General features: G+C 66.2%; 24 protein-coding genes and 1 tRNA gene. 17 read left to right on the plus strand and 8 right to left on the minus strand.

Going from position 1 to position 20,562, the window contains the following annotated elements:
- Window positions 1-10: 10 nt before the first annotated feature.
- The 10 genes from secF to MUK72_RS01385 all read left to right on the plus strand — a co-directional run bounded on the left by secF (window position 11) and on the right by MUK72_RS01385 (window position 6,533).
- On the plus strand, window positions 11-889 hold the full coding sequence (secF, locus tag MUK72_RS01340) for a protein translocase subunit SecF (protein WP_244703038.1): 879 nt from the start codon (window positions 11-13) through the stop codon (window positions 887-889).
- A complete protein-coding gene (locus MUK72_RS01345) occupies window positions 886-2,505 on the plus strand; it encodes a preprotein translocase subunit SecD (protein ID WP_244703040.1) in 1,620 nt (539 codons plus the stop codon). Before secF ends, MUK72_RS01345 begins: the two co-directional genes overlap by 4 nt.
- A 78-nt stretch (window positions 2,506-2,583) precedes the next feature.
- Window positions 2,584-3,648, plus strand: a complete 1,065-nt coding sequence (locus tag MUK72_RS01350) for an anthranilate phosphoribosyltransferase (protein WP_244703042.1) — start codon at window positions 2,584-2,586, stop codon at window positions 3,646-3,648.
- 38 nt (window positions 3,649-3,686) lie between these two features.
- Window positions 3,687-4,187: a peptidylprolyl isomerase gene (locus MUK72_RS01355; RefSeq protein WP_244703044.1), complete on the plus strand. Its 501-nt coding sequence runs from the start codon at window positions 3,687-3,689 to the stop codon at window positions 4,185-4,187.
- 116 nt (window positions 4,188-4,303) lie between these two features.
- A complete protein-coding gene (locus MUK72_RS01360; RefSeq protein WP_244703046.1) occupies window positions 4,304-4,597 on the plus strand; it encodes an AbrB/MazE/SpoVT family DNA-binding domain-containing protein in 294 nt (97 codons plus the stop codon).
- The gene (locus MUK72_RS01365; protein WP_244703048.1) at window positions 4,590-5,030 is read left to right on the plus strand and encodes a PIN domain-containing protein; all 441 of its coding nucleotides are present in this window, start codon (window positions 4,590-4,592) and stop codon (window positions 5,028-5,030) included. The genes MUK72_RS01360 and MUK72_RS01365 overlap by 8 nt, the downstream gene beginning before the upstream one ends.
- Window positions 5,031-5,099: 69 nt before the next feature.
- Complete coding sequence (locus tag MUK72_RS01370) at window positions 5,100-5,435, plus strand: ferredoxin (RefSeq protein WP_244703050.1); 336 nt, start codon at window positions 5,100-5,102, stop codon at window positions 5,433-5,435.
- 40 nt (window positions 5,436-5,475) lie between these two features.
- Window positions 5,476-5,560: transfer RNA gene (locus MUK72_RS01375), tRNA-Leu, on the plus strand.
- Window positions 5,561-5,636: 76 nt separating this feature from the next.
- Complete coding sequence (locus tag MUK72_RS01380) at window positions 5,637-6,017, plus strand: DUF7522 family protein (RefSeq protein WP_244703058.1); 381 nt, start codon at window positions 5,637-5,639, stop codon at window positions 6,015-6,017.
- A gap of 36 nt (window positions 6,018-6,053) precedes the next feature.
- Window positions 6,054-6,533, plus strand: coding sequence for a DUF5813 family protein (locus MUK72_RS01385; protein WP_244703060.1), 480 nt, complete (start codon window positions 6,054-6,056; stop codon window positions 6,531-6,533).
- On the opposite strand, the gene MUK72_RS01390 is transcribed toward MUK72_RS01385, so the two are convergent.
- Entirely contained in the window at window positions 6,530-7,198 is a 669-nt protein-coding gene (locus MUK72_RS01390) for a potassium channel family protein (protein WP_004051890.1), read from the minus strand. The genes MUK72_RS01385 and MUK72_RS01390 overlap by 4 nt on opposite strands.
- Before the next feature lie 125 nt (window positions 7,199-7,323).
- On the opposite strand from MUK72_RS01390, the gene MUK72_RS01395 reads away from it, so the two are divergent.
- Window positions 7,324-7,650, plus strand: a complete 327-nt coding sequence (locus MUK72_RS01395; RefSeq protein ID WP_244703061.1) for a DUF7991 family protein — start codon at window positions 7,324-7,326, stop codon at window positions 7,648-7,650.
- Here MUK72_RS01395 and tmk read toward each other — a convergent pair.
- Entirely contained in the window at window positions 7,647-8,225 is a 579-nt protein-coding gene (gene tmk / locus MUK72_RS01400) for a dTMP kinase (protein WP_244703063.1), read from the minus strand. The genes MUK72_RS01395 and tmk overlap by 4 nt on opposite strands.
- A gap of 80 nt (window positions 8,226-8,305) precedes the next feature.
- Here tmk and MUK72_RS01405 point away from each other — a divergent pair, with 80 nt between their 5' ends.
- The 3 genes from MUK72_RS01405 (at window position 8,306) to cofG (ending at window position 11,094) form a co-directional block, all read left to right on the plus strand.
- Entirely contained in the window at window positions 8,306-9,187 is an 882-nt protein-coding gene (locus tag MUK72_RS01405; protein WP_244703065.1) for a complex I NDUFA9 subunit family protein, read from the plus strand.
- A gap of 61 nt (window positions 9,188-9,248) precedes the next feature.
- Window positions 9,249-9,866, plus strand: coding sequence for a 2-phospho-L-lactate guanylyltransferase (gene cofC, locus MUK72_RS01410; RefSeq protein WP_244703067.1), 618 nt, complete (start codon window positions 9,249-9,251; stop codon window positions 9,864-9,866).
- 151 nt (window positions 9,867-10,017) lie between these two features.
- Entirely contained in the window at window positions 10,018-11,094 is a 1,077-nt protein-coding gene (gene cofG / locus MUK72_RS01415) for a 7,8-didemethyl-8-hydroxy-5-deazariboflavin synthase subunit CofG (RefSeq protein ID WP_244703077.1), read from the plus strand.
- A gap of 23 nt (window positions 11,095-11,117) precedes the next feature.
- Here the strand turns inward: cofG and MUK72_RS01420 are convergent, their stop codons facing one another.
- The 3 genes from MUK72_RS01420 to MUK72_RS01430 form a co-directional block, all read right to left on the minus strand.
- A complete protein-coding gene (locus tag MUK72_RS01420) occupies window positions 11,118-11,747 on the minus strand; it encodes an MFS transporter (protein ID WP_244703079.1) in 630 nt (209 codons plus the stop codon).
- A 185-nt stretch (window positions 11,748-11,932) separates the two neighbouring features.
- On the minus strand, window positions 11,933-13,294 hold the full coding sequence (gene cofH / locus MUK72_RS01425) for a 7,8-didemethyl-8-hydroxy-5-deazariboflavin synthase subunit CofH (protein ID WP_244703081.1): 1,362 nt from the start codon (window positions 13,292-13,294) through the stop codon (window positions 11,933-11,935).
- A gap of 47 nt (window positions 13,295-13,341) precedes the next feature.
- Complete coding sequence (locus tag MUK72_RS01430; protein WP_244703083.1) at window positions 13,342-13,599, minus strand: hypothetical protein; 258 nt, start codon at window positions 13,597-13,599, stop codon at window positions 13,342-13,344.
- Between the two features lie 254 nt (window positions 13,600-13,853).
- Here MUK72_RS01430 and MUK72_RS01435 point away from each other — a divergent pair, with 254 nt between their 5' ends.
- From MUK72_RS01435 to purQ, 3 genes are all read left to right on the plus strand, one after another.
- On the plus strand, window positions 13,854-14,876 hold the full coding sequence (locus MUK72_RS01435) for a phosphoribosylaminoimidazolesuccinocarboxamide synthase (RefSeq protein ID WP_244703085.1): 1,023 nt from the start codon (window positions 13,854-13,856) through the stop codon (window positions 14,874-14,876).
- A gap of 150 nt (window positions 14,877-15,026) precedes the next feature.
- Window positions 15,027-15,278, plus strand: coding sequence for a phosphoribosylformylglycinamidine synthase subunit PurS (gene purS / locus MUK72_RS01440; protein ID WP_244705256.1), 252 nt, complete (start codon window positions 15,027-15,029; stop codon window positions 15,276-15,278).
- Window positions 15,275-15,952 carry a phosphoribosylformylglycinamidine synthase I gene (gene purQ / locus MUK72_RS01445; RefSeq protein WP_244703087.1) on the plus strand — a complete coding sequence of 226 codons (678 nt, stop codon included), beginning with the start codon at window positions 15,275-15,277 and terminating at the stop codon, window positions 15,950-15,952. The genes purS and purQ overlap by 4 nt, the downstream gene beginning before the upstream one ends.
- Window positions 15,953-16,173: 221 nt before the next feature.
- Here the strand turns inward: purQ and MUK72_RS01450 are convergent, their stop codons facing one another.
- The 3 genes from MUK72_RS01450 to tgtA form a co-directional block, all read right to left on the minus strand.
- Window positions 16,174-17,244 (minus strand): archaeosine biosynthesis radical SAM protein RaSEA, encoded by a 1,071-nt coding sequence (locus MUK72_RS01450; protein WP_244703089.1) that lies wholly within the window; start codon window positions 17,242-17,244, stop codon window positions 16,174-16,176.
- A 78-nt stretch (window positions 17,245-17,322) separates the two neighbouring features.
- Window positions 17,323-19,065 (minus strand): archaeosine synthase subunit alpha, encoded by a 1,743-nt coding sequence (arcS, locus tag MUK72_RS01455; protein ID WP_244703099.1) that lies wholly within the window; start codon window positions 19,063-19,065, stop codon window positions 17,323-17,325.
- Complete coding sequence (gene tgtA / locus MUK72_RS01460) at window positions 19,062-20,561, minus strand: tRNA guanosine(15) transglycosylase TgtA (RefSeq protein ID WP_244703101.1); 1,500 nt, start codon at window positions 20,559-20,561, stop codon at window positions 19,062-19,064. The genes arcS and tgtA overlap by 4 nt, the downstream gene beginning before the upstream one ends.
- Window position 20,562: the final 1 nt, after the last annotated feature.

Consider the following 20,562-nt stretch of genomic DNA (forward strand, 5'->3'; position numbering starts at 1 on the left):
ACCGCAGGACATGGCTGCGCTCGACGTACCGGCAGTCGATTACACCGACTATACCGACCGCCAGCTCGCCGCGATCCCGCTGGTGGTACTCGTCCTCGCGCTCGCGGTTCTCGGCGGCTGGTTTCTCATGACCGGCGCACCGGTCACACCCGGCATCGAGTTCACCGGTGGCACCGAACTCCAGGTCACGACGGGAGCGGGTCAGGCCCAGATTCAGGACACCTTTGCCGCTCTCCCCACCGTCGACGGTCAGCCAACCGTCACGCCGACCGCGGGCGGCAACACCTTCATCGTCACCACCCAATCGACCGACACCGACGCGCTCACGTCGGCCGCGGAGTCCGCGGGCTACACCGTCGAATCCGTACAGGAGACCTCCGCGAGCTTCGGCTCCGACGTCCAGCAGCTCGGGGTGCTGGGGCTGGCGGCGGCGTTCGTCGGCATGGCGCTGCTCGTGTTCGTGCTCTTTCGGAGCTTCGTCCCCTCGATCGCCGTGATCCTCTCGGCGTTTTCCGATATCGTCGTGCCGCTCGCGCTGATGAACCTCTTCGGGATCGAGCTCTCGCTGGGCACGGTCGCGGCGCTGTTGATGCTGATCGGCTACAGCGTCGACTCCGACATCCTTCTCAACAACCACGTGCTCAAGCGCCGCGGCGATTTCTACGAGAGCACCTATCGCGCGCGACGCACGGGCGTGACGATGACGCTCACCTCGATGTCGGCGATGGCGGTGATGGCGATCGTCGCCTCGAAGTTCGTCTTCAACATCCCCCTCCTGTCGCAGGTCGGGCTCGTGCTCGTGATGGGGCTCGCCGTCGATCTGATGAACACCTATCTGCTCAACGTGAGCCTGCTTCGCTGGTACAAGTTCGAGGGGATCGCGCGATGATCCGTGAGAACTGGCGCATCGGCCTGCTCGTGATCTTCGTCCTCGCGGCCGCCGTCGCGCTGTTCGCGCCCGGCCTCGGCGGTGGCGTGGCGGCGAACGCGACCAACGGGAACGTCACGACCGGCCCGACGAATCTCCAGTACGGGCTCGATCTCTCCGGCGGGTCGCAGATCCGTGCGCCGCTGTCGGGACTCACCGCCGAGGGCGTCGACGTCGGTCCCCGGGGAGGGAACAACCTCACCGGACAGGTCGCGAGCGAACTGAACGTCTCGACGACCGATGTCCGGGTGCGCACCGGCAACGGCAGCGCCACCGTGGAGGTCTACTCGGGGAACGTCTCCCAGCGCGCGTTCGCGAGCGCGCTCCAGTCGGCCGGCTACGACGTCCAGCAAGGCGACGTCAGCGACGGCCTGACCAAACAGACCTACGACACGGCCGTCGAAGTACTGAGCAACAAGATCAGCGAATCCGGCCTTTCCGGCGGCTCCGTTCAGACGGTGTCCTCGGGCGGCGAACGGTACGTCAGCATCGAAGTACCGAACCAGAACCGTTCGGAACTCAGGGAGCTCGTCGCCGATCAGGGCCAGGTGAAGACGGTCGCGTACTTCACGGTTGAAGGCAATCGGACGCCGAGCTACTGCGAGGGTCCCGTCGGAACGAACGCCAGCGGCAACGGTAGTGCGAACGGGACCGGCCCGACCACCTGTAACGTGACCGCGCTGCCGAGCCAGCAGTCGTTCCAGGACGTGCGACCCGTTCGGCAGGACCAGCAGACCGGTGAGCCGGTCGTCCCGGTGACGCTCACCGAGGAGGCAGCCAAGCCGTTCACCGAGAAGATGCAGCGATTCGGCTTCGACGACCCGGCGAACCGCACCTGTGGCTACGGTCGCGGCGGTGGCGGCCACTGCCTGCTGACGGTGCGTGACGGAGAAGTCGTCTACTCGGCGGGCGTCGACCCCGATCTCGCACGGGGCTTCGCCAGCGGCGAGTTCGTCGACGACCCGGTCTATCAGACGTCGGCACAGAACGCCTCGCAGGCCCAGGGGCTCCAGGTCGATCTCCAGGCGGGTGCGCTGCCCGCGCCGCTCAATCTCCAGGAGGGGACGAGCCAGTACATCCTGCCGAGCGTCGCCCAGCGGTTCAAAGGGCTCTCGCTCGTCACGGGATTGGTGGCGGTGCTCGCGGTCAGCGTGGCGATCTTCGTCAGATATCGCGAGCCGCGGGTGGCGGTGCCGATGCTGCTGACGGGGCTCTCGGAGGTGTTCATCCTGCTCGGCTTCGCGGCCACGATCGGGCTCCCGCTCGATCTCTCGCATATCGCCGGCTTCATCGCCGTCATCGGGACCGGGGTCGACGATCTGGTGATCATCGCCGACGAGATCCTCCAGAGCGACGTGAGCACGGGCCGAGTGTTCAAGAGTCGGTTCCGGCGGGCGTTCTGGGTCATCGGTGCGGCCGCCGCGACGACCGTGATCGCGATGAGCCCGCTCGCACTGCTCAGCCTCGGCGATCTCCGCGGGTTCGCCATCATCACCATCGTCGGCGTGCTGATCGGCGTACTGATCACGCGTCCGGCCTACGGCAACGTGCTCCGGCGGCTGCTCACCGACAACTGAGACGGGCACAGGATCGAATCGATCATCGACGAACCGGCGAGCGGGAGCCTTTTGCACCGACCGCTCCAATCCGGGCACATGGCCCAATCATCCGAACACCACGGCGAGTGGCCGCTCAAACGGCTGCTGACCGAAGTCGTCGGCTCGGGACACAAATCCGCCGACGACATGACACGCGCGCAGGCGACCGAGGCCTTCGGGCGCATCCTGGACGACAAACCCGATCACACGACGCTAGGGGCGTTCTGGCTCGCCAACCGCTGGAAGCGCAACACGCCCGATGAGCTGGCGGCATATATCGACACCATGGCCGATCGGTCGGTGGAGGTCGCCACGCCCGACTGCGATCCCGTCGACTGCGGGGCGAACTACGACGGGAAGGGGCGCTCGGCGATATTGGGTGTGGGTGCCGGCATCGTCGCCGCAGCAGCGGGCACCCCGGTCGTAACCCACTCCGGCGATCGCGTCCCCACACAGAAGCAGGACGCCTACAAACACGTCCTCGACGAGTTGGGCATCGAAACCGACCTCAAACCCGCCGAGAGCGCAGACATGGTCGACGAGACGGGCTTTGGCTTCTACTACCAGCCGAACTTCAACCCCGGCGTCGCGGATCTCGTAGAGCGTCGCGACATGATGGGCGTGCGAACGTTCGTCAACACGATCGAGACGCTCGCCAACCCCGCCGGTGCCGATGTCCATCTCGGAAGTTTCTACCATCTGCCCTACGCGAAGCGGATCATCGACACGTTCGCAGCGAGCGAGCGCTACGACATCCCCCGCGTGGTGATGTTCCAGGGGATGGAGGGGTACGACGACATCCGGCCCGGCTCGACGACGGTCGCCGTGGGTGAAGGCGGCGAACTCGACGATTTCGAGATCAAGACCGACGAGTACGGCATGGACTTCGCCGAGGAAGACCTCGAAGTCGACGACGTGGCGACGGACTCGGCGGCGATCACCGAGGCCGTGCTCGCGGGCGACCGCGAGGACCGCTTCGCCGACGCCATCGCGCTCAACGGCGCGTTCCGCATCTACGCCCGCGAGGACTGCGAGTCGCTCGACGAGGGGCTCACGATGGCGCGCGGAGCCATCGCCGACGGCAGCGCCGAAGCGGTGCTCGACGAGCTTCGGGAGTTCTGAGCCGGCAGGGTTTTCCATCGCGCCGTCGACGTGCGGATATGACAGACGCGACGATGCACACCAATCGCGGCGACATCGAGATCGAGCTGTACGACGAGCGTGCGCCGAACACGGTCGAGAACTTCGTCGGGCTGGCGACCGGCGAGAAGGAGTGGGAGGACGGCGGCGAGACGGTCGAAAAGCCGCTCTACGACGACGTGGCCTTCCACCGCATCATCGAGGGATTCATGATCCAGGGCGGCGACCCCGACGAGAGCGGTCGCGGCGGCCCGGGCTACACCTTCGACGACGAGTTCCACGACGATCTGCGCCACGACTCCGCAGGAACGCTCTCGATGGCCAACTCGGGTCCCAATACGAACGGCTCGCAGTTCTTCATCACGCTCGACGCCCAGCCCCATCTCGACGACCGTCACGCGGTGTTCGGCGACGTGACCGACGGGATGGACGTCGTCGAGGAGATCGGCACCGTGTCGACCGACGCCAACGACCAGCCCCAGGAAGAGGTCGTCCTCGAATCGGTCGAAGTTCACGAGTAGAACCGACAGACCGCTAATTGTTTGGCTATTCATTCGAAGCGTTCCCGTTGAACTGCCCGCCGATACGCCGGGGTTCGACCAAACGCTTAGGTATTACTATTGCATGAGTAGTACGTATGAGCAGTAATACACACGATGTCGTCCGGGTCTCGGCGAAGGGACAGGCGACGATCCCGAAGGAACTCCGGGAGAAATTCGGCATCGAGACGCCGGGACGGGTGCGCTTTCGCGAAAGCGACAGTGGTGAAATCGTGGTCGAACCCGTTCCGCGCCCGTCGGAACTCCGGGGCCGACTCGCCGGCGACGAGTACGAACGTGGCGAGGTGCTGGCGAAACTCCGCGAGTTCCGCGACACCGAACGCACGGAGGAACGTCCACGCAGGGCGGCGACCGCCGACGGCGATGAGTGAGACCTACGTGTTCGATGCCGAGCCACTGATAGCGTACTGCTACGACGAACCCGGCGCTGACCGCGTCGAATCGCTGCTGACAGCGATCTACGACGGCGATGCCACCGGCCTGTTGAGCGAGGTCACCGCGACGGAAATCACCTACAAGATCGCGTGGCTCGAAGCCGATGACCGGCCGACTGATGCCGATCTCGACATCGGGCAAACACAACTCAAAGACATCGTTGACGGCGGCTGCCGACTCGAATCGACGACCGACACAGGGGAAACGGCGGCACGAGTGAAAGCGGGCGGTGGCATCTCACTCGGAGATGCGTTCGCAGTGGCGCTCGCCGATGCAACCGACGCGACGCTCGTCGTGGGTGCGGACGACGATTTCGACGAGCTCCCGATCTCGATTCGAATCGAGCGAATCCGGGAGAGATCGGCCTGACCCGAGCGAGCAACCGTGACCGGCGGTCGAACGACAAGCGAAAGGGCCGTGAGGTTCGAGATGAAATGTATGTCGGACGACCCCGTCGACCCAAGCACCATCGGCGAGCGCGACGCTCCGCCCGTTGCCGAAAAGCCCTACAAGATCGTCTTCGAGGCGAACAAGTGCATCGCGGCGGGCAAATGCGCAGAGGTCTCCGACAACTGGTCGATGAACATCACGAGCGGGATCGCCCAGCCGGCATCGTATTTCATCACCGAAGAGGAGCTCGACGACAACATCCGGGCGGCCGAGGTCTGCCCGGCGAAGAAGGATCGCGGCGTGATCCACGTCGTCGACCGCCGGACGAACGAGGAGATCGCCCCCGATCCGGCAGGCGACGGCACGCTCTCGGTCGACTGGTGAATCGAAACGGGTTTTCGCGCGCGGGCGAACGCTGAACTACGCGAGGGTGGCCGAGTCTGGCCAAAGGCGGCGGGCTTAAGACCCGCTCTCTCAGGAGTTCATGCGTTCAAATCGCATCCCTCGCACTCTCTTCTCGACTTCTCCAAACCGTCGACCGCACCGGCGATGGGTTTATCATGGTTCCGAATGACCAGTCGCGTGATGGACTCGGATCTGCTCGCCGGCGACGTCGCCGATCAGCTCGTGACGGCCGCCCGGACCGCGACCGGCGACCGGCTCCGCTCGGTGACCTACTTCACCCGCGCTGATTACGACCAGCTCTACCTCCGCGGCGACCTCGAACGCGACGCCGACGTGATGAGCTTCATCGGCCACGAGTGGCACGATTTCAAGAACACTCGCAACGCCTATCGAAGTTCGGAACTCGGCGGCTACCGCCACACCATCAGGGTGTTCGAGAACGGCTACCTCCTGCGCATCACGACCGACCGTGACGGCGTGTTCGTCACCACCGACGGCCTGACGATGAGCGATTTCGAGGCCGTCGCGAGCGCCGTCCTCTCGATACTCGACGACCGCTGACGACGCGCTTTTGCCTACGAGCGCCCGAACGCAGCCATGACCGACGATGCGTTCGCAACCCACGACGCCTACGACGCCGACGGCGACGAGTACGTGCTCACGACGACCGTGTTCAACGGCCGCGTCGGCGTCGACGACGAGTTCCGAGTCTCGGTGACGATGCCGACGCTCGACGCCGCCGCCGAGGAATCAGTCGAGGACGTCCTGGAGGACGGCTGGTTCGAAACGCTCTCGCTCCGACTGGAGGACGCCGGGAGCGCGACGCGCGCGGACATCGACGTTCCCGAACCGACCGTCGAGCGCCGGAACGGGGAGGTCCACGTCGAGTGGCTGCTCGCACAGGACGACGGAGCACGAGCGGCCGAAGCGGCGAAGGCGCTCGTCGAGTACGCAGAAGGGACGTACGTCGAGGGTGTCGTTCCCGGCTACTCGTATCGCTCGCCCGTCGCCGATCTCATCGCACACGCTCGGACGGAGGGCGACGGCGAGGGCGAGCGTGGCCCGATGCCGCTTTAGACTGCGCCGACGACGAGGTGGCGCACGTCGCCGAGAACGTCGAAATCGGCGAGCGCGACCACCCGATCGCCGCGTTCGAGCGAGTCGTCGGCGTGGGGGAGGTCGACCGCCTCGCCCTCCTTGCCGAAGGCGAGGAGCTCGGCCCCGCCGGGGAGTTCGAGCTCGCTCAGACTGTAGCCGCGCATCGGCGAGGATTCGGTGACGGTGAACTCGACGAGCTGGAGGTGCTGGGCGATGTCGGCGATGGCGCGGGTCGAGCCGCCGACGAGGGCGTTCTTCGCGCCGATCGCGCCGAGCCGTTCGGGGTAGACCACCTCGTCGACCTCGCTGGCGTACTTCCGGTAGATCTCCTGGTAGTAGTCGTCGTCGGCGCGCATCACGGTACGACAGTCGTACGCGTCGGCGATCATGCAGGCGACGAAGTTGGTCGTCAGATCGCCCGTGAGCGCGCCGATCGCGTCCGCGTCGGCGATGCCCGCCTCCACGAGGTCCTCCTCGCGACTCCCGTCGCCGTCGAGCACGTCGACGATCTCCAGGCGCTCGCCCCAGAGGCGCTCCAGTCGTTCGGAGTCGTTGTCGACGACGGTCGCCTCGTGACCCTCCTCGGCGAGCACCCGCGCGGTCCTGAGCCCGACCCGCCCGGCCCCGATGATGACGAATCGCATACCCCCACTACATCATGGTCGATAATAACAGTACTCACGGTTTGCCGGGTCGATCCACTCGATACACCGATCGTCGTCCCGCGTGCTTTCGACACCCCAAAGGTCGTCCGGGCGGTAGTGTGGGTATGGTCTCGGTCGCCGACATCGTCGGCTTGCTCGTCGTCGTCGGCGTCAACACTGCCGTCGCCGCGCTCGCCACACGATTTCTGCGCGTGCAGCTCACCACCCGCTGGGGTGCCGTCGTCTACGTCGTCGTCCTCGTTCCCGCCGTCCAACTACTCGTCACGCTCGGGCTGACCGGTCCGCTCGGACTCGGCCCCGATCTCGGCAGTTCGCTCACCGTCGTCAGCGTCGCGGTCGCGCTGCCGTTCGCGCTCGGGGTCGCCTTCGATTACTTCTGGATGCCCACGCCCGCCGAAGTCGAACTGCCCGAGCGCCTCGAACGATCCTAATCGAGCAGTCGATCGAGCGCCGTCTCGGCTGCATCGAGGACGTCCTCGGGCGGCTGGCTCGCATCGATCCTGACGAATCGCTCGGGTTCGTACTCGATGAGCGTCTCGTAGTTCGATCGGACGGCCGCGAGATAGCCCGCCTGCTCGAACTTGTTCGTCGCGCCGCTGCGCGCCGCACCGGTCTCCGGGTCGATATCGAGATAGATCGTCGCATCCGGTTGGCGCGTCCAGGGCTGGTGCACCCCGCGGATATACTCCATCGGCCGCTTCACCTCCCCTTCGAGCGCCGCGCCCTGATAGGCGTAACGCGAGTCGGAATACCGGTCCGAGACGACCAGTTCGCCGTCGGCGAGCGCGGGGCGCACAGTATTGGAAAGGTGGGCGGCGTGGTCGGCGGTGTACAGAAAGAGTTCGGCGAGCGAGTCGGCGTCGGGATCGTCGATCGAGCGCGCGACCGTCTCGCCGTACCAGGAGTCGGTCGGCTCGCGCGTGAACACGCCGTCGTAGGACTCCCGAAGCGCCTCCCAGACGGTCGTCTTGCCGCTGCCGTCGATCCCCTCGATCGTGACGAGCATGGTTGTCGTTCGCCCGCCGACGGGTAAGTCTCGTCTTCCGGTGACGGTAGTTTTAGGTCAACTCGCCGAGTCATTCGGGTATGGACGTACTCGTGACCGGCGGCGATGGCTTCGTCGGACGCTCCCTCTGTGACGAGCTGGCGGAACGCGGCCACGACGTGACGGCGCTCTCGCGCGATCCCGACCCGACGGTGTTCAAGGAGAACGTTTCGACTGTCGTCGGCGACGTGACGGCCTACGACTCCATGGTCGAGCAGTTCGAGGACCAGGACGCCGTGGTGAACCTCGTCGCGCTCTCGCCGCTCTTCCAGCCGCCGAGCGGGACGAGCCACCGCGAGGTTCACCTCCGAGGCACCGAGAACGCCGTACGGGCCGCCGAGGAGCACAGTGTGGAACGGTTCGTCCAGATGAGCGCGCTCGGCGCGGATCCCGACGGCGACACGGCGTACATTCGCACGAAGGGCCGTGCCGAGGGAGTCGTCAAAGATTCGGATCTCGACTGGACGATTTTCCGCCCGTCCGTCGTCTTCGGCGATGGCGGCGAGTTCGTCTCGTTCACGAAGAAAGTCACGCCGCCGTATCTCGCACCCCTCCCCCGTGGCGGGCGCACGCGCTTTCAACCGATCTGGATCGGCGATCTCGCCCCGATGCTCGCCGACGGGCTCGACGACGAACACGTCAGCGAGACGTACGAACTCGGCGGTCCTGCCGTCCTGACGCTCGCCGACGTGGCCAAACTCGCCTATCGCGCCGAGGGCAAGCCCGTCTCCGTGCTGCCCGTGCCGATGGGGCTGACGAAACTCGGCATGAGCGCGATCGGCCCCGTGCCGATGATCCCGTTCGGCCCGGACCAGGCGCGCTCGCTCGAAATGGACAACGTCGTCGACGAGAACGACATCGGGGCGTTCGGGCGCGGTGAATCGGAGCTGACGACGCTCGCGGCGTATCTCGGTGTCGAATAGGGGCTCGGCAAACAACGGCCCACGACCACCGGGACTTTGACTACCGACCCGTAGTTTCCGTATGCGCGTCGTCGTCCCGTTCGCTGCCGAGCAGCCGAAAACTCGCCTCGGTGACTTTTTTACCCTCGCCGAGCGCCGCGAGTTCTCCGGCGCGATGCTCGCCGACGTTCTCGCCGCCATTCGTGAGAGCGGTCACGAGCCCGAACTGCTCGCGACCGCACCGGTCGAGGGTGACGTGCCGACGATCGTCGACGAACGCCCGCTGACAGCGGCCGTGAACGCGGTTCTCGAAGCCGACTCCCCCGTTGCGATCGTGATGGCCGACCTCCCGCTCGCGACGCCCGCTGCGCTCGTTGAGCTGTTCGACGCTCCCGAGGACGTGGTGCTCGCACCCGGCCGCGGCGGCGGGACGAACGCGCTCGTCGCTCGTCATCCCGACTTCCGCGTCGACTACCACGGCACCTCCTATCTCGACCACCGCGAGGCTGCCCGTCGTGTCGGCGCGAGCGTCGGTATCGTTGACTCGTTCCGGCTCGGCACCGACATCGACGAGCGAGCCGATCTCGCCGAAGTGCTCGTCCACGGAGAGGGTGCGGCGCGCGCGTGGCTCGACCGCGCGGACGTACGACTCGTTCGTTCTGACGGGCGTGTCGGCGTCGAGCGGACCGGAAACGGCTGAATCGGGTCGGAGTTGGGACAACCGTTTTGTTGGACGATCGCCAATTTTCGACCGCGCGAGCCGGTTCGCGCGCAACTGGTCGGTGTCGTCCCGTCCCCTCCCGACACCGGCTTCCGGACAGTCTTTTGCCCACCCGCCACGAGGGGCGTCCATGTCCGGTATCGACGCCGCCCTCGACGTCACCCGGGGCGAGCGCGACCGTCTCCGTTCCGTGGGTCCCGACGACGTCGAGCCAGCGTCGGCGCTGACCTTCGCGCGCAACGTGTTCGTCCCGCTGACGACGGCCTGCCGATACACCTGTACCTACTGTACCTACTTCGACCCGCCCGGCGAAGCCTCGCTGCTGAGCCGTGAGGACGTCCGCGACGTGCTCGAAACCGGCGCGGACGCCGGCTGTACGGAAGCCCTGTTTACCTTCGGCGATACACCTGACGCGCGCTACACGGCCATCCACGACCAGCTCGACGAGTGGGGCTACGACTCGATCCACGACTATCTCCACGCGATGTGCGAACTCGCTCTGGAGGTGGGGCTGCTCCCTCACAGCAACCCCGGCGATCTCACTCGCGAGCAAATGGGCGATCTCGCCGGCGTGAACGCCTCGATGGGCGTCATGCTCGAAACCACCGCCGACGTCGACGCCCATTCGGGATCGCGGAAGAAGACGCCCGAGCAGCGCCTCGCAACGATCCGCGCGGCCGGCGAGGCCGGGATTCCGTTCACGACGGGGATCCTGGTTGGCATCGGCGAGGACTGGGACGATCGCGCCGAATCGCTGCTGGCCATCCGCGCGCTCCACGAGGAGCACAGTCATGTTCAGGAGGTCATCGTCCAGCCGGTGGCCGAAAACGAGCGCTGGAGTGGTCCCACTCCAACTGTGGAGACACTGCGCCGCGCGGTGGCGATGGCCCGCTACGCGCTACCCGATGAGATCTCGGTGCAGGTCCCCCCGAACCTCGCGCCCGTCCGCGAGGTCATCGACTGTGGCGTCGACGATCTCGGTGGCGTCTCGCCGATCACCGACGATCACATCAATCCCGACTACGCGTGGCCCGGCCTGCGCGAACTGGAATCGATCGCCGACGACGCGGGCGTCCCGCTGAACGAGCGTCTGCCGACCCACACACGCTACGTCAACGATGGCTGGCTCGCACCGCGAATCGAGCGCGCTATCGACCGCGAGGACGAGGCCAGCGAGCGATATCGGACGGTGCTCGGTTGGTCCTAACTGGCCCTCACCGCACCAACGACTCAGGCGGATTCGCGTTCGCGCTCACGCCCGCCCTCACCGACGGGCTTTGCAGCCGGTCGAGAGTGAGCATCCTCATCCTCAGCGTTCCCGTCGTCGAGTTCGATGGTGAGCGGGCGAGCGAGTCGGGCGAGTGGAGTGACGATTCCCGAACGAACGCGTGCGAGCGCGCCGGGCTCTGGTGGCGAGGAAACCCGGAGTTCGCTCCCGGTGCGCGAGAGCAATCCGCGCTCGGCGAGCACGTCGAGCGCGTGGTCGATGGCCGCCTCGTCGACATCGAGTTCGGTCCCGAGTTCGCGCCGCGTCAGCGCTCGCTCGCGGAGTTCGGTGTCGACCTGTCTGACGACGTACTCCCGATAGACATCGTACCCGTCGCGATCGTCGTGGTCATCGGTGTCCTTCCAGCCCTCGTGGCGGAGTGTCTGGCCGGCATCGAGCGCCAACCAGCCGCCGATCAGCACGAACGCGACGGCCGCGCCCGAGTCGCTGGTACTGCCGCCGAACACGAACAGCGAGAGAGCGCCGAGAAGCGTCACGAGCGCCAGACCGAGCGTTCGGACTTCCGAACGGAGGTCCCATACCTCGGTGAAGACTTGGGAAAGACCGAGAATCGTACTGGTCGCAATGGCCATGCCGAGTTGCACTGCAGATTGATCGTAAAACCAGAACAGGAACACGGTAAGGGCGAACCAGACAAGGATGGACCGGGGTCGCAGCCGATTACTGACCGCAGCACGAGCGGAGTCGGCCATTGTGTGAAGGTCTCCCGCTCACGCAATCAAGGTTTCGGGCCAATGACTGTTCGGTGGCAGTCGAATCAATCGTCCGCCGGCGCGTGGCTCGCTCCGTCGAACAGCGGCGTCCCGTCGGCCTGTGGCCCGAGTCGTGGTCCGTCGGGAGCATCGATGTCGATCTCCCGCACCTGTCGGTAGTCCGTCGAGCGTTCGGCGGGCGTCCGCCCGATCGCCGAAATCATCTCGACGTATTCGTCGAAGCTCCGGTATTCGCCGAACTCGCCGCCCGCGCGTTTGGTGATCTCCTCCGAGAGGATGGTCCCCATGAAGTCGTTCGCGCCACACGAGAGCATCTTGAGCCCCTGCTGGTCGCCGTATTTCACCCAGCTCGATTGGATGTTATCGACGTTGTCGAGGAACAGCCGCGAGACGGCGATCATCAGCTCGTCCTCGTCGTCGCTCGCGCCCGATTCGACGATGCCGCGCTCGGCGAGCGGCGTGTTCGGATGGATAAAGGAGAGGGGGACGAACTCGGTGATCGCACCCGTCTCGTCCTGGAGTTCGCGCACGCGCTGGAGGTGTTTGACCCGATGGGCCGCGTTCTCGACGTGGCCGTACATGATCGTCGCGGTCATGTCGAGACCCACCGTCGCGGCCGCCTCCATCGCCCGCAGCCAGCCGTCGGTGTCGATCTTGCCCGGACAGATGACGTCGCGCACCTCGTCGACGAGGATCTCGGCCGCGGTTCCGGGGACCGAATCCAGGCCCGCTTCCTGGAGTCGGCCGTACACCTCCTCGTAGCTCCAGTCGGTGCCGCGGCGGGCGTGGTAGGCCTCCTCGGGCGTCATCGAGTGGAGATGCACCCCACAGGTACTCATCGCGTTCATCTGTTCCAGATAGGTGCCGGGATCGGTGTCGTAGGCCGTCGGCGGGCGGTAGTTCACCGTCTTCGCGGCGTCGTCGTGGCTCGCCAGGATCTCGTGGTGCTCGTCGTCGAGCGCGAAGGCGGGATGGAGCCCCGAGACCGACGTGACCTCGTAGATGCCGCGTTCGGCGGCTCGCTCGACGATCTCTCGGGAGTCGGCCGGCGTCTTCGTGAACCCGCCGTGGCCCCCGTCGGCATCCGATCGGAACTGCTGGGAGCTGTCTTTGAAGTTGCAGAACAGACAACCAGTGTTGCAGGCGGTCGTGACGTTGTTGTTGAGGTTCGCGACGAACGTGACCTGCTCGCCGACCGCTTCCGCGCGACGGCGGTCGGCGGCTTCGAGTACGCGCTCCTTTCGCTCGGGATCGATTCCCTCGTCGTCGGTGCCGGTCGTGATGAGTTCGATGCCGTCGGCGACCACGAGCCGTTCGCCGTCCCGTGCCTTTCGGAGGGCGTTCTCGAACGACTGGTCGGTCGCGGGAACACACTCGAAGTCGAACTCCCCGCGCGAGCGCTGCATGGTGTGACGGGCGCGGCGAACCCGTTAAAACCCCACGGTAGATGTGCTCAAACCGACTGGCCCGATGGCGCGTGATCGGTGAACTCGCCGTCGAGATCGGCGAAACAGTCCGGACAGACCATCCGAATCGTCTCGGTCTCCTCGCCCGGGCCGCTCTCGTCGATCAGGACGGCCCGGCAGTTGGGATACTCGCTCGGGCTGAGATCGGTGCCACAGAGCGCGCAGTCCGTCCCGGCGGGCGTCGGATCGGGCGTTTCGCCGGGCGGATCGGGATCGGTGCCGTTCGGCCGCGGTTCCTCGCTCATGGCTCTCCCCCGTCGAACCGCGCGTTCAGTTCGTTCCAGCAGCCACGGCAGAGCCGGTAGGACGCCTGCTCGTCGGTTCCGTCCGAACGGTTTTCGAGCCGGATACGCCACTGTGACTCGCCGCGTGCATCACATCTGTCGCAGATGGTTTCGGTCATGTTCTGTGCGGTCGGGCGTATGTTTGGTGACGGAGCGACCTATATGTTTGCTCGTGGGATGACAACCGCTTAGTTCGCCGCCGGCGAGGTCGCCCCATGACCAGCGTCAAGGAGTTCCGCGTCGAGCAGCCCGCGACGCCCGACGAACTCGGCCGCGGACGGTTCGTCTTCACCGACGCCTACTCGATCTTCGACTGGGGACGCATGCCCGACACGATCCCCGAGAAGGGCCGGAGCCTCTGTACGATGGGGGCACACAACTTCTCGTTGCTCGAAGCCGAAGGCATCCCGACGCACTACCGCGGCATCGTCGTCGACGGCTCGGTGGTCGATCTCGCCGACACCGACGAACCGCCGCGCGAGATGGCGATCGATCTCGCACAGGTGCCCGACCTCCCCATCCAGAACGGCGGCTACGACTACGGGACATTCCACGCCGACGCGGGTGACAACTACCTGATCCCGCTCGAAATCGTCTTCCGGAACACGGTGCCAATGGGATCGAGTTTGCGCTCACGCCGTGATCCCCAAGACGTCGGCCTCGACGCCGCGGAGTGGCCCGACGGGTCGGTGAGACTGCCGGAGCCGGTCGTCGAGTTCTCGACGAAGTTCGAGGAGCAGGACCGCTATCTCACCAGCGACGAGGCCGACGCGATCGCCGGTCGGGCGACGCTCGACGAACTCGCGGCGCTCGCGCGTGAGGTGAACCGTGTCGTGACCGAACGAGCTCAAGAGGTGGGGCTGACCCACGAGGACGGCAAGATCGAATGTCTCTACCACGACGGCGAGGTACGCGTCGCGGACGTCGTCGGCACCTTCGACGAGAACCGGTTTTCGTATCGTGGCCACGAGATCTCGAAGGAGGTGCTCAGACAGTATCACAAGCGTACCCAGCCCGAGTGGGTGGCAGCCGTCTCCGCGGCCAAACAGGAGATCGAAGGGACCGACAGGACCGACTGGCGCGCACTCTGCGGGCCCGATCCAGAGCCGCTCGGCGCGGATGTCGTCGCGACCGCGAGCGACCTCTACACCGCCGGTGCGAACGCCTACGTCGGGCGGGAGCTGTTCGACGCGTCCGAACTGAGTGCCGCGGTCGAGGCTGCGAGCGAACTGGCGTAGTTCCTCCTCTCCAACCCTCCGTGTAGAGGACGTTGGGTGACGGACGGCCGACGTAGCGAGACAGCGAAATCCGTTCTCGAAATTACAGTCAGGATGAGTGCGACCAACGCCATCCGAAGCGCTTTCGCCTACCGGGACCCGCCACCCGATATGACCGCCTACACCGCCGTCGTCACCGTGCGACTGAAGCGGGGCGTGCTCGATCCCGAGGCCGAGACCACCCGGCAGGCGCTCTCCCGGCTCGGCTTCGAACTCGACGAACTCCGTGCGGCCGACCGCTTCGAGATCGACCTCGACGCCGAGAGCGAAGCGGCCGCCGCCGAGCGTGCCGAATCAATGGCCGAACGGCTGCTCGCCAACCCGACCATCCACGACTATTCGGTCGACATCGAGAACAGATGACGGTAGCAGTGATCCAGTTCGGCGGCTCGAACTGCGACCGCGACGCCGTGCGCGCACTCGACGCGGTGGGTGTCGACGCCGAACGCGTCTGGCACGAGGACGGCCTCCCCGACGACCCCTCGGGCATCGTCCTTCCTGGCGGGTTCTCCTACGGCGACTACCTCCGGGCCGGTGCGATGGCCGGACGCGCACCCATCGTCGAGGCGGTCCGCGACGCCGCGCGCGAGGGCGTGCCGGTGCTCGGAGTCTGCAACGGCGCGCAGGTCGGCTGTGAGGCGGGGCTGACGCCCGGCGCGTTCACCACGAACGCGAGCGCGCGCTTCCAGTGCGAGTACGTCCATCTCCGCGTGGAGAACGCCGAAACGCCGTGGACGCGCGCTTTCGAGGCTGGCGAGGTCATCTCGCTCCCGATCGCCCACGGTGAGGGGCGCTTCGAGATCGATGACGAAGAACTCGGAACACTCGACGACGAGGATCGAATCCTCTTTCGCTACTGTGACGAGGACGGGAACGTGACGCCGGAAGCAAACCCGAACGGCTCGACGGGCGCGGTGGCAGGTCTCTGTAGTGAGGACGAACACGTCGCCGTGTTGATGCCTCATCCCGAACGGGCCACGCTGCCTGAGCTCGGCGGCACCGATGGGCAGGGCGTTCTGCGCGCGTTCGCCGAGTGAGGCCGGGCGACCGAATGTTTTTGATCACGAGTGCGATACCAACCCACATGGGTGAACGCGCATGCTATCGTGCGGTCTGTCCGAACTGTGATCTCCAGCTCTCGATCGCCGACGAGACCTGTCCCGAGTGTGGGGCCGATATCGACGTGGACGACTGATCACGAACTAACGAGTCTGCCGCCATCGGTCGACCCGTGGACGAGAACTCGTTTGAAGAGTCGCTATCGCGCCAGCGGCAGCCCGTAGCTCTTCTCGCGCTCCATCACCGCTTCCCAGGTCCGCTCGCACTCGCAGGACACCTGCTCGAATACGGATGGATCCTGTCTGAGGTCGAAGTCCTTGATCGCTGTCTGCACGTGATCGTCGCACTCCCCGCAGTTGTGTGGGCCCCTGTCCGAACCGTGGCCAACCGGATCGGAGATCACGAGCGCGTCGGCGTCCGCGGTCTCGCGCAGGACTTCGGCCACGGACCAGAGCCAGGGCGGGCGGTAGCCGCCGTCGTGATACAGCTCCTCGACCATCGTGTGGCGCTGGACGTTACAGGGGTTCATCGAGACCGTGTGGGCGTACTCCGCACAGCGTTCGACCGAGGCAATCATGTCCGCAACGGCCTCGCGCTCGCTGAGGAACGGCGGTTTCATCAGGAGATAGGCCTTGATGCCAGCGCCCGCGTCGCGGGCCTGCTCGCTCGCCGCGACGAAATCGGCGAAGTCGAAATACTTGTTCACGCAGTCGTGGCGTACCCTGTCTGTGGCGGTCTCCAGTCCGACTGCCACGTCGACCGCGAGTCCCTGCTCGGTGAAGTCGGCGAGCCGATCGTGTTCGACGAAATCCGGCAGCGATTCGACGACGATGCGCTCGCGATCGCCGAAGGCCTCGGCGATCGCTCGGCGGGTCTCGGCGGGCACCTCGCGCTCGTCGAGGAAGCTTCCCGACGTGTAGATCTTGATCAGCGGGCACGGCTCTTCGCTGTTCTCACGCTCGTGTTCCAAGCAGACGTCGAGCTGGTCCATGAGTGCGTCGTGGGCGACCGTGCCGTCCTCGACGGATTCGGCGACGTAGCCACACATCGTGCAGCCGCCGGCGCGCGCCCAGCGACAGCCACCCGTGTTGAGGATGATCGTCAGACTGTCTCGCACGCCGTCGGGCGTGTTGTCCTCGTCGACCCAGACGCGGGTGGGTTCGTGCGGGTCGTAGGTCTGGTCGTTGCGCGCGCGGATCTCGCGCATCGCGGCGTTGTGGGCGTCCATGCCCTTCCCCGCCTCGTAGACCTCGGGGCTCGGCTGGCTCATTGGACGGTCTACCCCGTGGAGCGGCAAAACCCCACCGTCCCACCGATGGCTCGTTCCCAACGCTCCCGTTCTCGTTGCCTATCGCTCCTCGACGTGACGGACGTCGACGGCCATCCCGCGAGAGGCCTCGGCCATCGCGCACCCGTGCATCGTCGCGCGCCCGATCGCGAACGCCTTCGGCCCCCTGACGACGACCTCGTCGCCGACCCGGATCTCCTCGCTCGCGTCGACGATCCCCGGCGCGAGCACGCTGCCGTGAGGAACGAACTCGTCGATCTCGACGATCTTGGTCGGTGCGTCGCTCGCGACCCAGCGGTGTGCGCCCGCGAGCGTGAGCGCGAGCGTCCCGTACTGAGGCACCATCGTGGCGAGATGCTCGTCACCGTGGACTCTGAGCTTCGGATAGCGTCCCTCCGTCGAGATCTCCTCGAACAGGTCGTCGCCGGCGGCGGGGCCGAACTGGTAGTCGGCGATGGCCCGAACGGTGTTGTGCTCGCGCTCGCGTTTGGAGTACTTGAGTTCGCCCGAGAGCGCGTCGGCGAGGTTCGACAGCGATTCGCTCGTCGTGGGATGGGCTTCGACCGTGTACTCGAACTCGGTGTCGAGGCTCTCCTCGACGCGCTCGGTGATCTGTCGGTAGTCGTCGGGAACGTGGGCGATCACGCGCGGGTAGTCGTTGCGTTCGAGGTAGGCTTCCAGGACGCTGGCGACGAACTCGATCTCGCCGGCGCTCCACTCGCCCGTCACGACGGAGTCGTAGTGCTGGGCCGGGTAGGTGCATTCAAGCTCCTGAGGTACGACGCCGATGGGCGAGGTCATCGAGACGGTGTGTGCCCGGAAGCCGATCGCGTCGTGGAACTGGCCGTGACTTTGCGATTCGCTGTAGGGTTTCGTCGCCGAGCAGGGCACGAGCACGAGCGGGTTGGAAAACCGATTCTCGTACCGCTCGGTCATGCGCTCGGCGAAGCGCTGGATCTCGACTCGTCGAAGGCTCTCCTCGCTCGCAGCGAGCAGTTCGTTGCGACGGAACATCGGTGCGTGCGCTTCCAGATACGAATACTGCTGGTCGAACCGTCGGAGAGCGGCGGTGAGCCACGCCTCGTGACGGGCCTGACCCTCCAGATAGTCCCGAAGCCGTCCCCGACGGATGCGCGCGCGGACGGTCGCGAGTCGGGCGCGGAGCACGTTCTCGTTGTGGGCCGCACAGTCCTCGCGGTCGAACTCATCCACGCTCTGCTGGCAGGCTGGACAGGCACAGGGCAGCTCGTCGAGATCGACAAGGAACTGCTCGCCGTCGCTCGTGAGATACTTTCCCTGTGTTCCCTTCACGACCGCGCGATCGGCATCGAACAGGTCGACGCCCGCGTACGCGAGCAGGGCGACGTTGGCCGGCGTCGCCACACCCGGCAGATAGAGCGCCGCGTCGTCGGGGATCGCGCGCTTCACGTCGACGATCCCCTCGACGAACGCGCGGGCGTGGCCGACGAGCCCCTGTGCGTCCGAGAGGACGTAGGCGTCGCTGCCGTGTTCGGTCGCTGTTTCCGACGAGAGCACCGCGGCGCTCGGTCCGTCGATTTCGGGTGAGTCGACCGTGAACGCCGACTGGACTTCGTCAGGGGTGCCGGCCGGTAGCGCTCGGTGTGGAAGGACGGTGAGCGAATCCGGGTCGCCAGCGGGCGTCTCGCGGGCTTCGGGCCAGAGACTGCCCGCATCGGCGATCCTATCGCCGACGAGCGCGGGCGTCGTGAGCGACTCCGTCAGCCGGAGTTCGCCGATGCGCGCCGGCCCGTCGCGCGCGTGGATCTCGAAGAACTCGGTCATGGCTCATCCTCGCCACGCTCCTCGTATTCGTCCATCGATTCGAGCGGCGCGCGCCGAACTCGCTCGGGGACCGTTTCGAGCGCGCGCTCGGGCCAATCTCGGTGGGCAAGCGTGAACTCGGCGTCGAGGTTCGCCTCCACGAGTTTCGCTACCCCGCTCGCGGCCGCCTCGTAGGCTGCATCGTCGAGCCGCTCGGGCACCTCCGCGGTGAGCGGGTAGGTCTCCGAGAGCGCGCGTGGAAACGGCCCGAACGGCGGGACGACGCGCCAGGACTCGTCGTATGCGGCGTTGGTATCGCCCTCGGTCAGCAGGATCTCGCCACCGACCGAGAGCCGTGCGAGGCGCTCGTGATGACGGCGGACCTCCGGTCGACGGGCGCTCTCGCTGGAGAGATGGAAGAAGGCGTCCTTCGAGGCCGGATCCTCCCGTTCCAGTTGGTCTGCGTGATCGAGCAGCGCGCGATAGCCGTCGAGCATCGCCGGATGGCCGCGGGCACGCGCCTCGACGAGTTCGAGCAGGTTCCCCCGGCGGATGGCCTGTTTGATGCGCCGGAGCTCGCCGAAACTCACGTAGAGGTTGTGCTCGGCCAGGCGCGTCTCGCGCTCGTCGTCGGGCATCGCACGGAGTTCGTCGGGCGTGTGCGCGACACAGACCGGACACTCACAGGAGAGATATTCGAGCTCCGGGAGGCGTTCGGTGCCCCGAACGGTCAGGTAGCGGTCGTCGCGTGCGTAGAGCGCGTAGGCCGCCGAATCGAACAGGTCGCAGCCGAGCGCGACCGCGAGCGCGAACATCATCGGATGGCCCGCCCCAAAGAGGTGGACGGGTGAGCTCGGCCCCAGTCCCCGCTTCGCGGCCGCGATCACGTCGACCATCGTCCCGTACTCGTAAGCGTTCATCAGCGGCACGGCCGCGCCGATCGGATGGATATCGAGCCCGGTCGCGCGGGCGTCGCGGGCGGCGCGCTCGCGCAGGTCGGTGTGGACACCACCCTGTACCGGGGCATTGACGAGCATCTCGCCGGTGTCGACGTCTTGGATCGATTCGAGTCGATCCTGTGTGGTCGCGAGCTCGTCGGCGGCGCGCTCGCGGCCCGCCTCGGGCGGTGTCGGGATGTCGATCGGCGTGCCGATGTCGGAGCCGATGCGATACTGGAAATCCAGGATCTCCGCGCTAGTGACCTCGATATCGCCGTATTCGGCCAGCTGGAACGATCCCGAGTCGGTCATGATCGCGCCGGAGAAGTCGAGAAATTCGTGGAGGCCCGTCGAGAGAGCCTCCTCGCGGTAGTCACTCTGAGAAATGATATAGCCGTTGGTGATACATATCTCCGCACCGAACTCGTCTTCGAGCCGTGCGGGCGAGATCGTCTGGAGGTTTGGGTTGACGACGGGCATGAGTGCGGGCGTCTCGACGATCGTGTCGGATCGCGGCACTCGAAGCTCGCCGATGCGGCCGGCGGCGTCGGCGCTGCGGAGCTCGAAAACGTCGTTCATG

Origin of the sequence: Halococcus dombrowskii, from assembly GCF_022870485.1 — an archaeon.
In the GTDB taxonomy this organism is placed as follows: domain Archaea; phylum Halobacteriota; class Halobacteria; order Halobacteriales; family Halococcaceae; genus Halococcus; species Halococcus morrhuae.

What these genes read in the sequence shown, in the direction of transcription:
- MUK72_RS01350 (WP_244703042.1), top strand. Translation starts at nt 2,584, where the DNA reads ATGGCCCAATCATCCGAACACCACGGCGAGTGGCCGCTCAAACGGCTG.
- MUK72_RS01380 (WP_244703058.1), top strand. Translation starts at nt 5,637, where the DNA reads ATGGACTCGGATCTGCTCGCCGGCGACGTCGCCGATCAGCTCGTGACG.
- cofC (WP_244703067.1), top strand. Translation starts at nt 9,249, where the DNA reads ATGCGCGTCGTCGTCCCGTTCGCTGCCGAGCAGCCGAAAACTCGCCTC.
- MUK72_RS01345 (WP_244703040.1), top strand. Translation starts at nt 886, where the DNA reads ATGATCCGTGAGAACTGGCGCATCGGCCTGCTCGTGATCTTCGTCCTC.
- tmk (WP_244703063.1), bottom strand. Translation starts at nt 8,225, where the DNA reads ATGCTCGTCACGATCGAGGGGATCGACGGCAGCGGCAAGACGACCGTC.
- cofH (WP_244703081.1), bottom strand. Translation starts at nt 13,294, where the DNA reads ATGCAGCGCTCGCGCGGGGAGTTCGACTTCGAGTGTGTTCCCGCGACC.
- MUK72_RS01450 (WP_244703089.1), bottom strand. Translation starts at nt 17,244, where the DNA reads ATGAGCCAGCCGAGCCCCGAGGTCTACGAGGCGGGGAAGGGCATGGAC.
- MUK72_RS01360 (WP_244703046.1), top strand. Translation starts at nt 4,304, where the DNA reads ATGAGCAGTAATACACACGATGTCGTCCGGGTCTCGGCGAAGGGACAG.
- MUK72_RS01385 (WP_244703060.1), top strand. Translation starts at nt 6,054, where the DNA reads ATGACCGACGATGCGTTCGCAACCCACGACGCCTACGACGCCGACGGC.
- MUK72_RS01370 (WP_244703050.1), top strand. Translation starts at nt 5,100, where the DNA reads ATGTCGGACGACCCCGTCGACCCAAGCACCATCGGCGAGCGCGACGCT.
- cofG (WP_244703077.1), top strand. Translation starts at nt 10,018, where the DNA reads ATGTCCGGTATCGACGCCGCCCTCGACGTCACCCGGGGCGAGCGCGAC.
- tgtA (WP_244703101.1), bottom strand. Translation starts at nt 20,561, where the DNA reads ATGAACGACGTTTTCGAGCTCCGCAGCGCCGACGCCGCCGGCCGCATC.
- MUK72_RS01365 (WP_244703048.1), top strand. Translation starts at nt 4,590, where the DNA reads ATGAGTGAGACCTACGTGTTCGATGCCGAGCCACTGATAGCGTACTGC.
- arcS (WP_244703099.1), bottom strand. Translation starts at nt 19,065, where the DNA reads ATGACCGAGTTCTTCGAGATCCACGCGCGCGACGGGCCGGCGCGCATC.
- secF (WP_244703038.1), top strand. Translation starts at nt 11, where the DNA reads ATGGCTGCGCTCGACGTACCGGCAGTCGATTACACCGACTATACCGAC.
- MUK72_RS01395 (WP_244703061.1), top strand. Translation starts at nt 7,324, where the DNA reads ATGGTCTCGGTCGCCGACATCGTCGGCTTGCTCGTCGTCGTCGGCGTC.
- MUK72_RS01355 (WP_244703044.1), top strand. Translation starts at nt 3,687, where the DNA reads ATGACAGACGCGACGATGCACACCAATCGCGGCGACATCGAGATCGAG.
- purS (WP_244705256.1), top strand. Translation starts at nt 15,027, where the DNA reads ATGACCGCCTACACCGCCGTCGTCACCGTGCGACTGAAGCGGGGCGTG.
- MUK72_RS01430 (WP_244703083.1), bottom strand. Translation starts at nt 13,599, where the DNA reads ATGAGCGAGGAACCGCGGCCGAACGGCACCGATCCCGATCCGCCCGGC.
- MUK72_RS01405 (WP_244703065.1), top strand. Translation starts at nt 8,306, where the DNA reads ATGGACGTACTCGTGACCGGCGGCGATGGCTTCGTCGGACGCTCCCTC.
- MUK72_RS01390 (WP_004051890.1), bottom strand. Translation starts at nt 7,198, where the DNA reads ATGCGATTCGTCATCATCGGGGCCGGGCGGGTCGGGCTCAGGACCGCG.
- MUK72_RS01420 (WP_244703079.1), bottom strand. Translation starts at nt 11,747, where the DNA reads ATGGCCATTGCGACCAGTACGATTCTCGGTCTTTCCCAAGTCTTCACC.
- MUK72_RS01435 (WP_244703085.1), top strand. Translation starts at nt 13,854, where the DNA reads ATGACCAGCGTCAAGGAGTTCCGCGTCGAGCAGCCCGCGACGCCCGAC.
- purQ (WP_244703087.1), top strand. Translation starts at nt 15,275, where the DNA reads ATGACGGTAGCAGTGATCCAGTTCGGCGGCTCGAACTGCGACCGCGAC.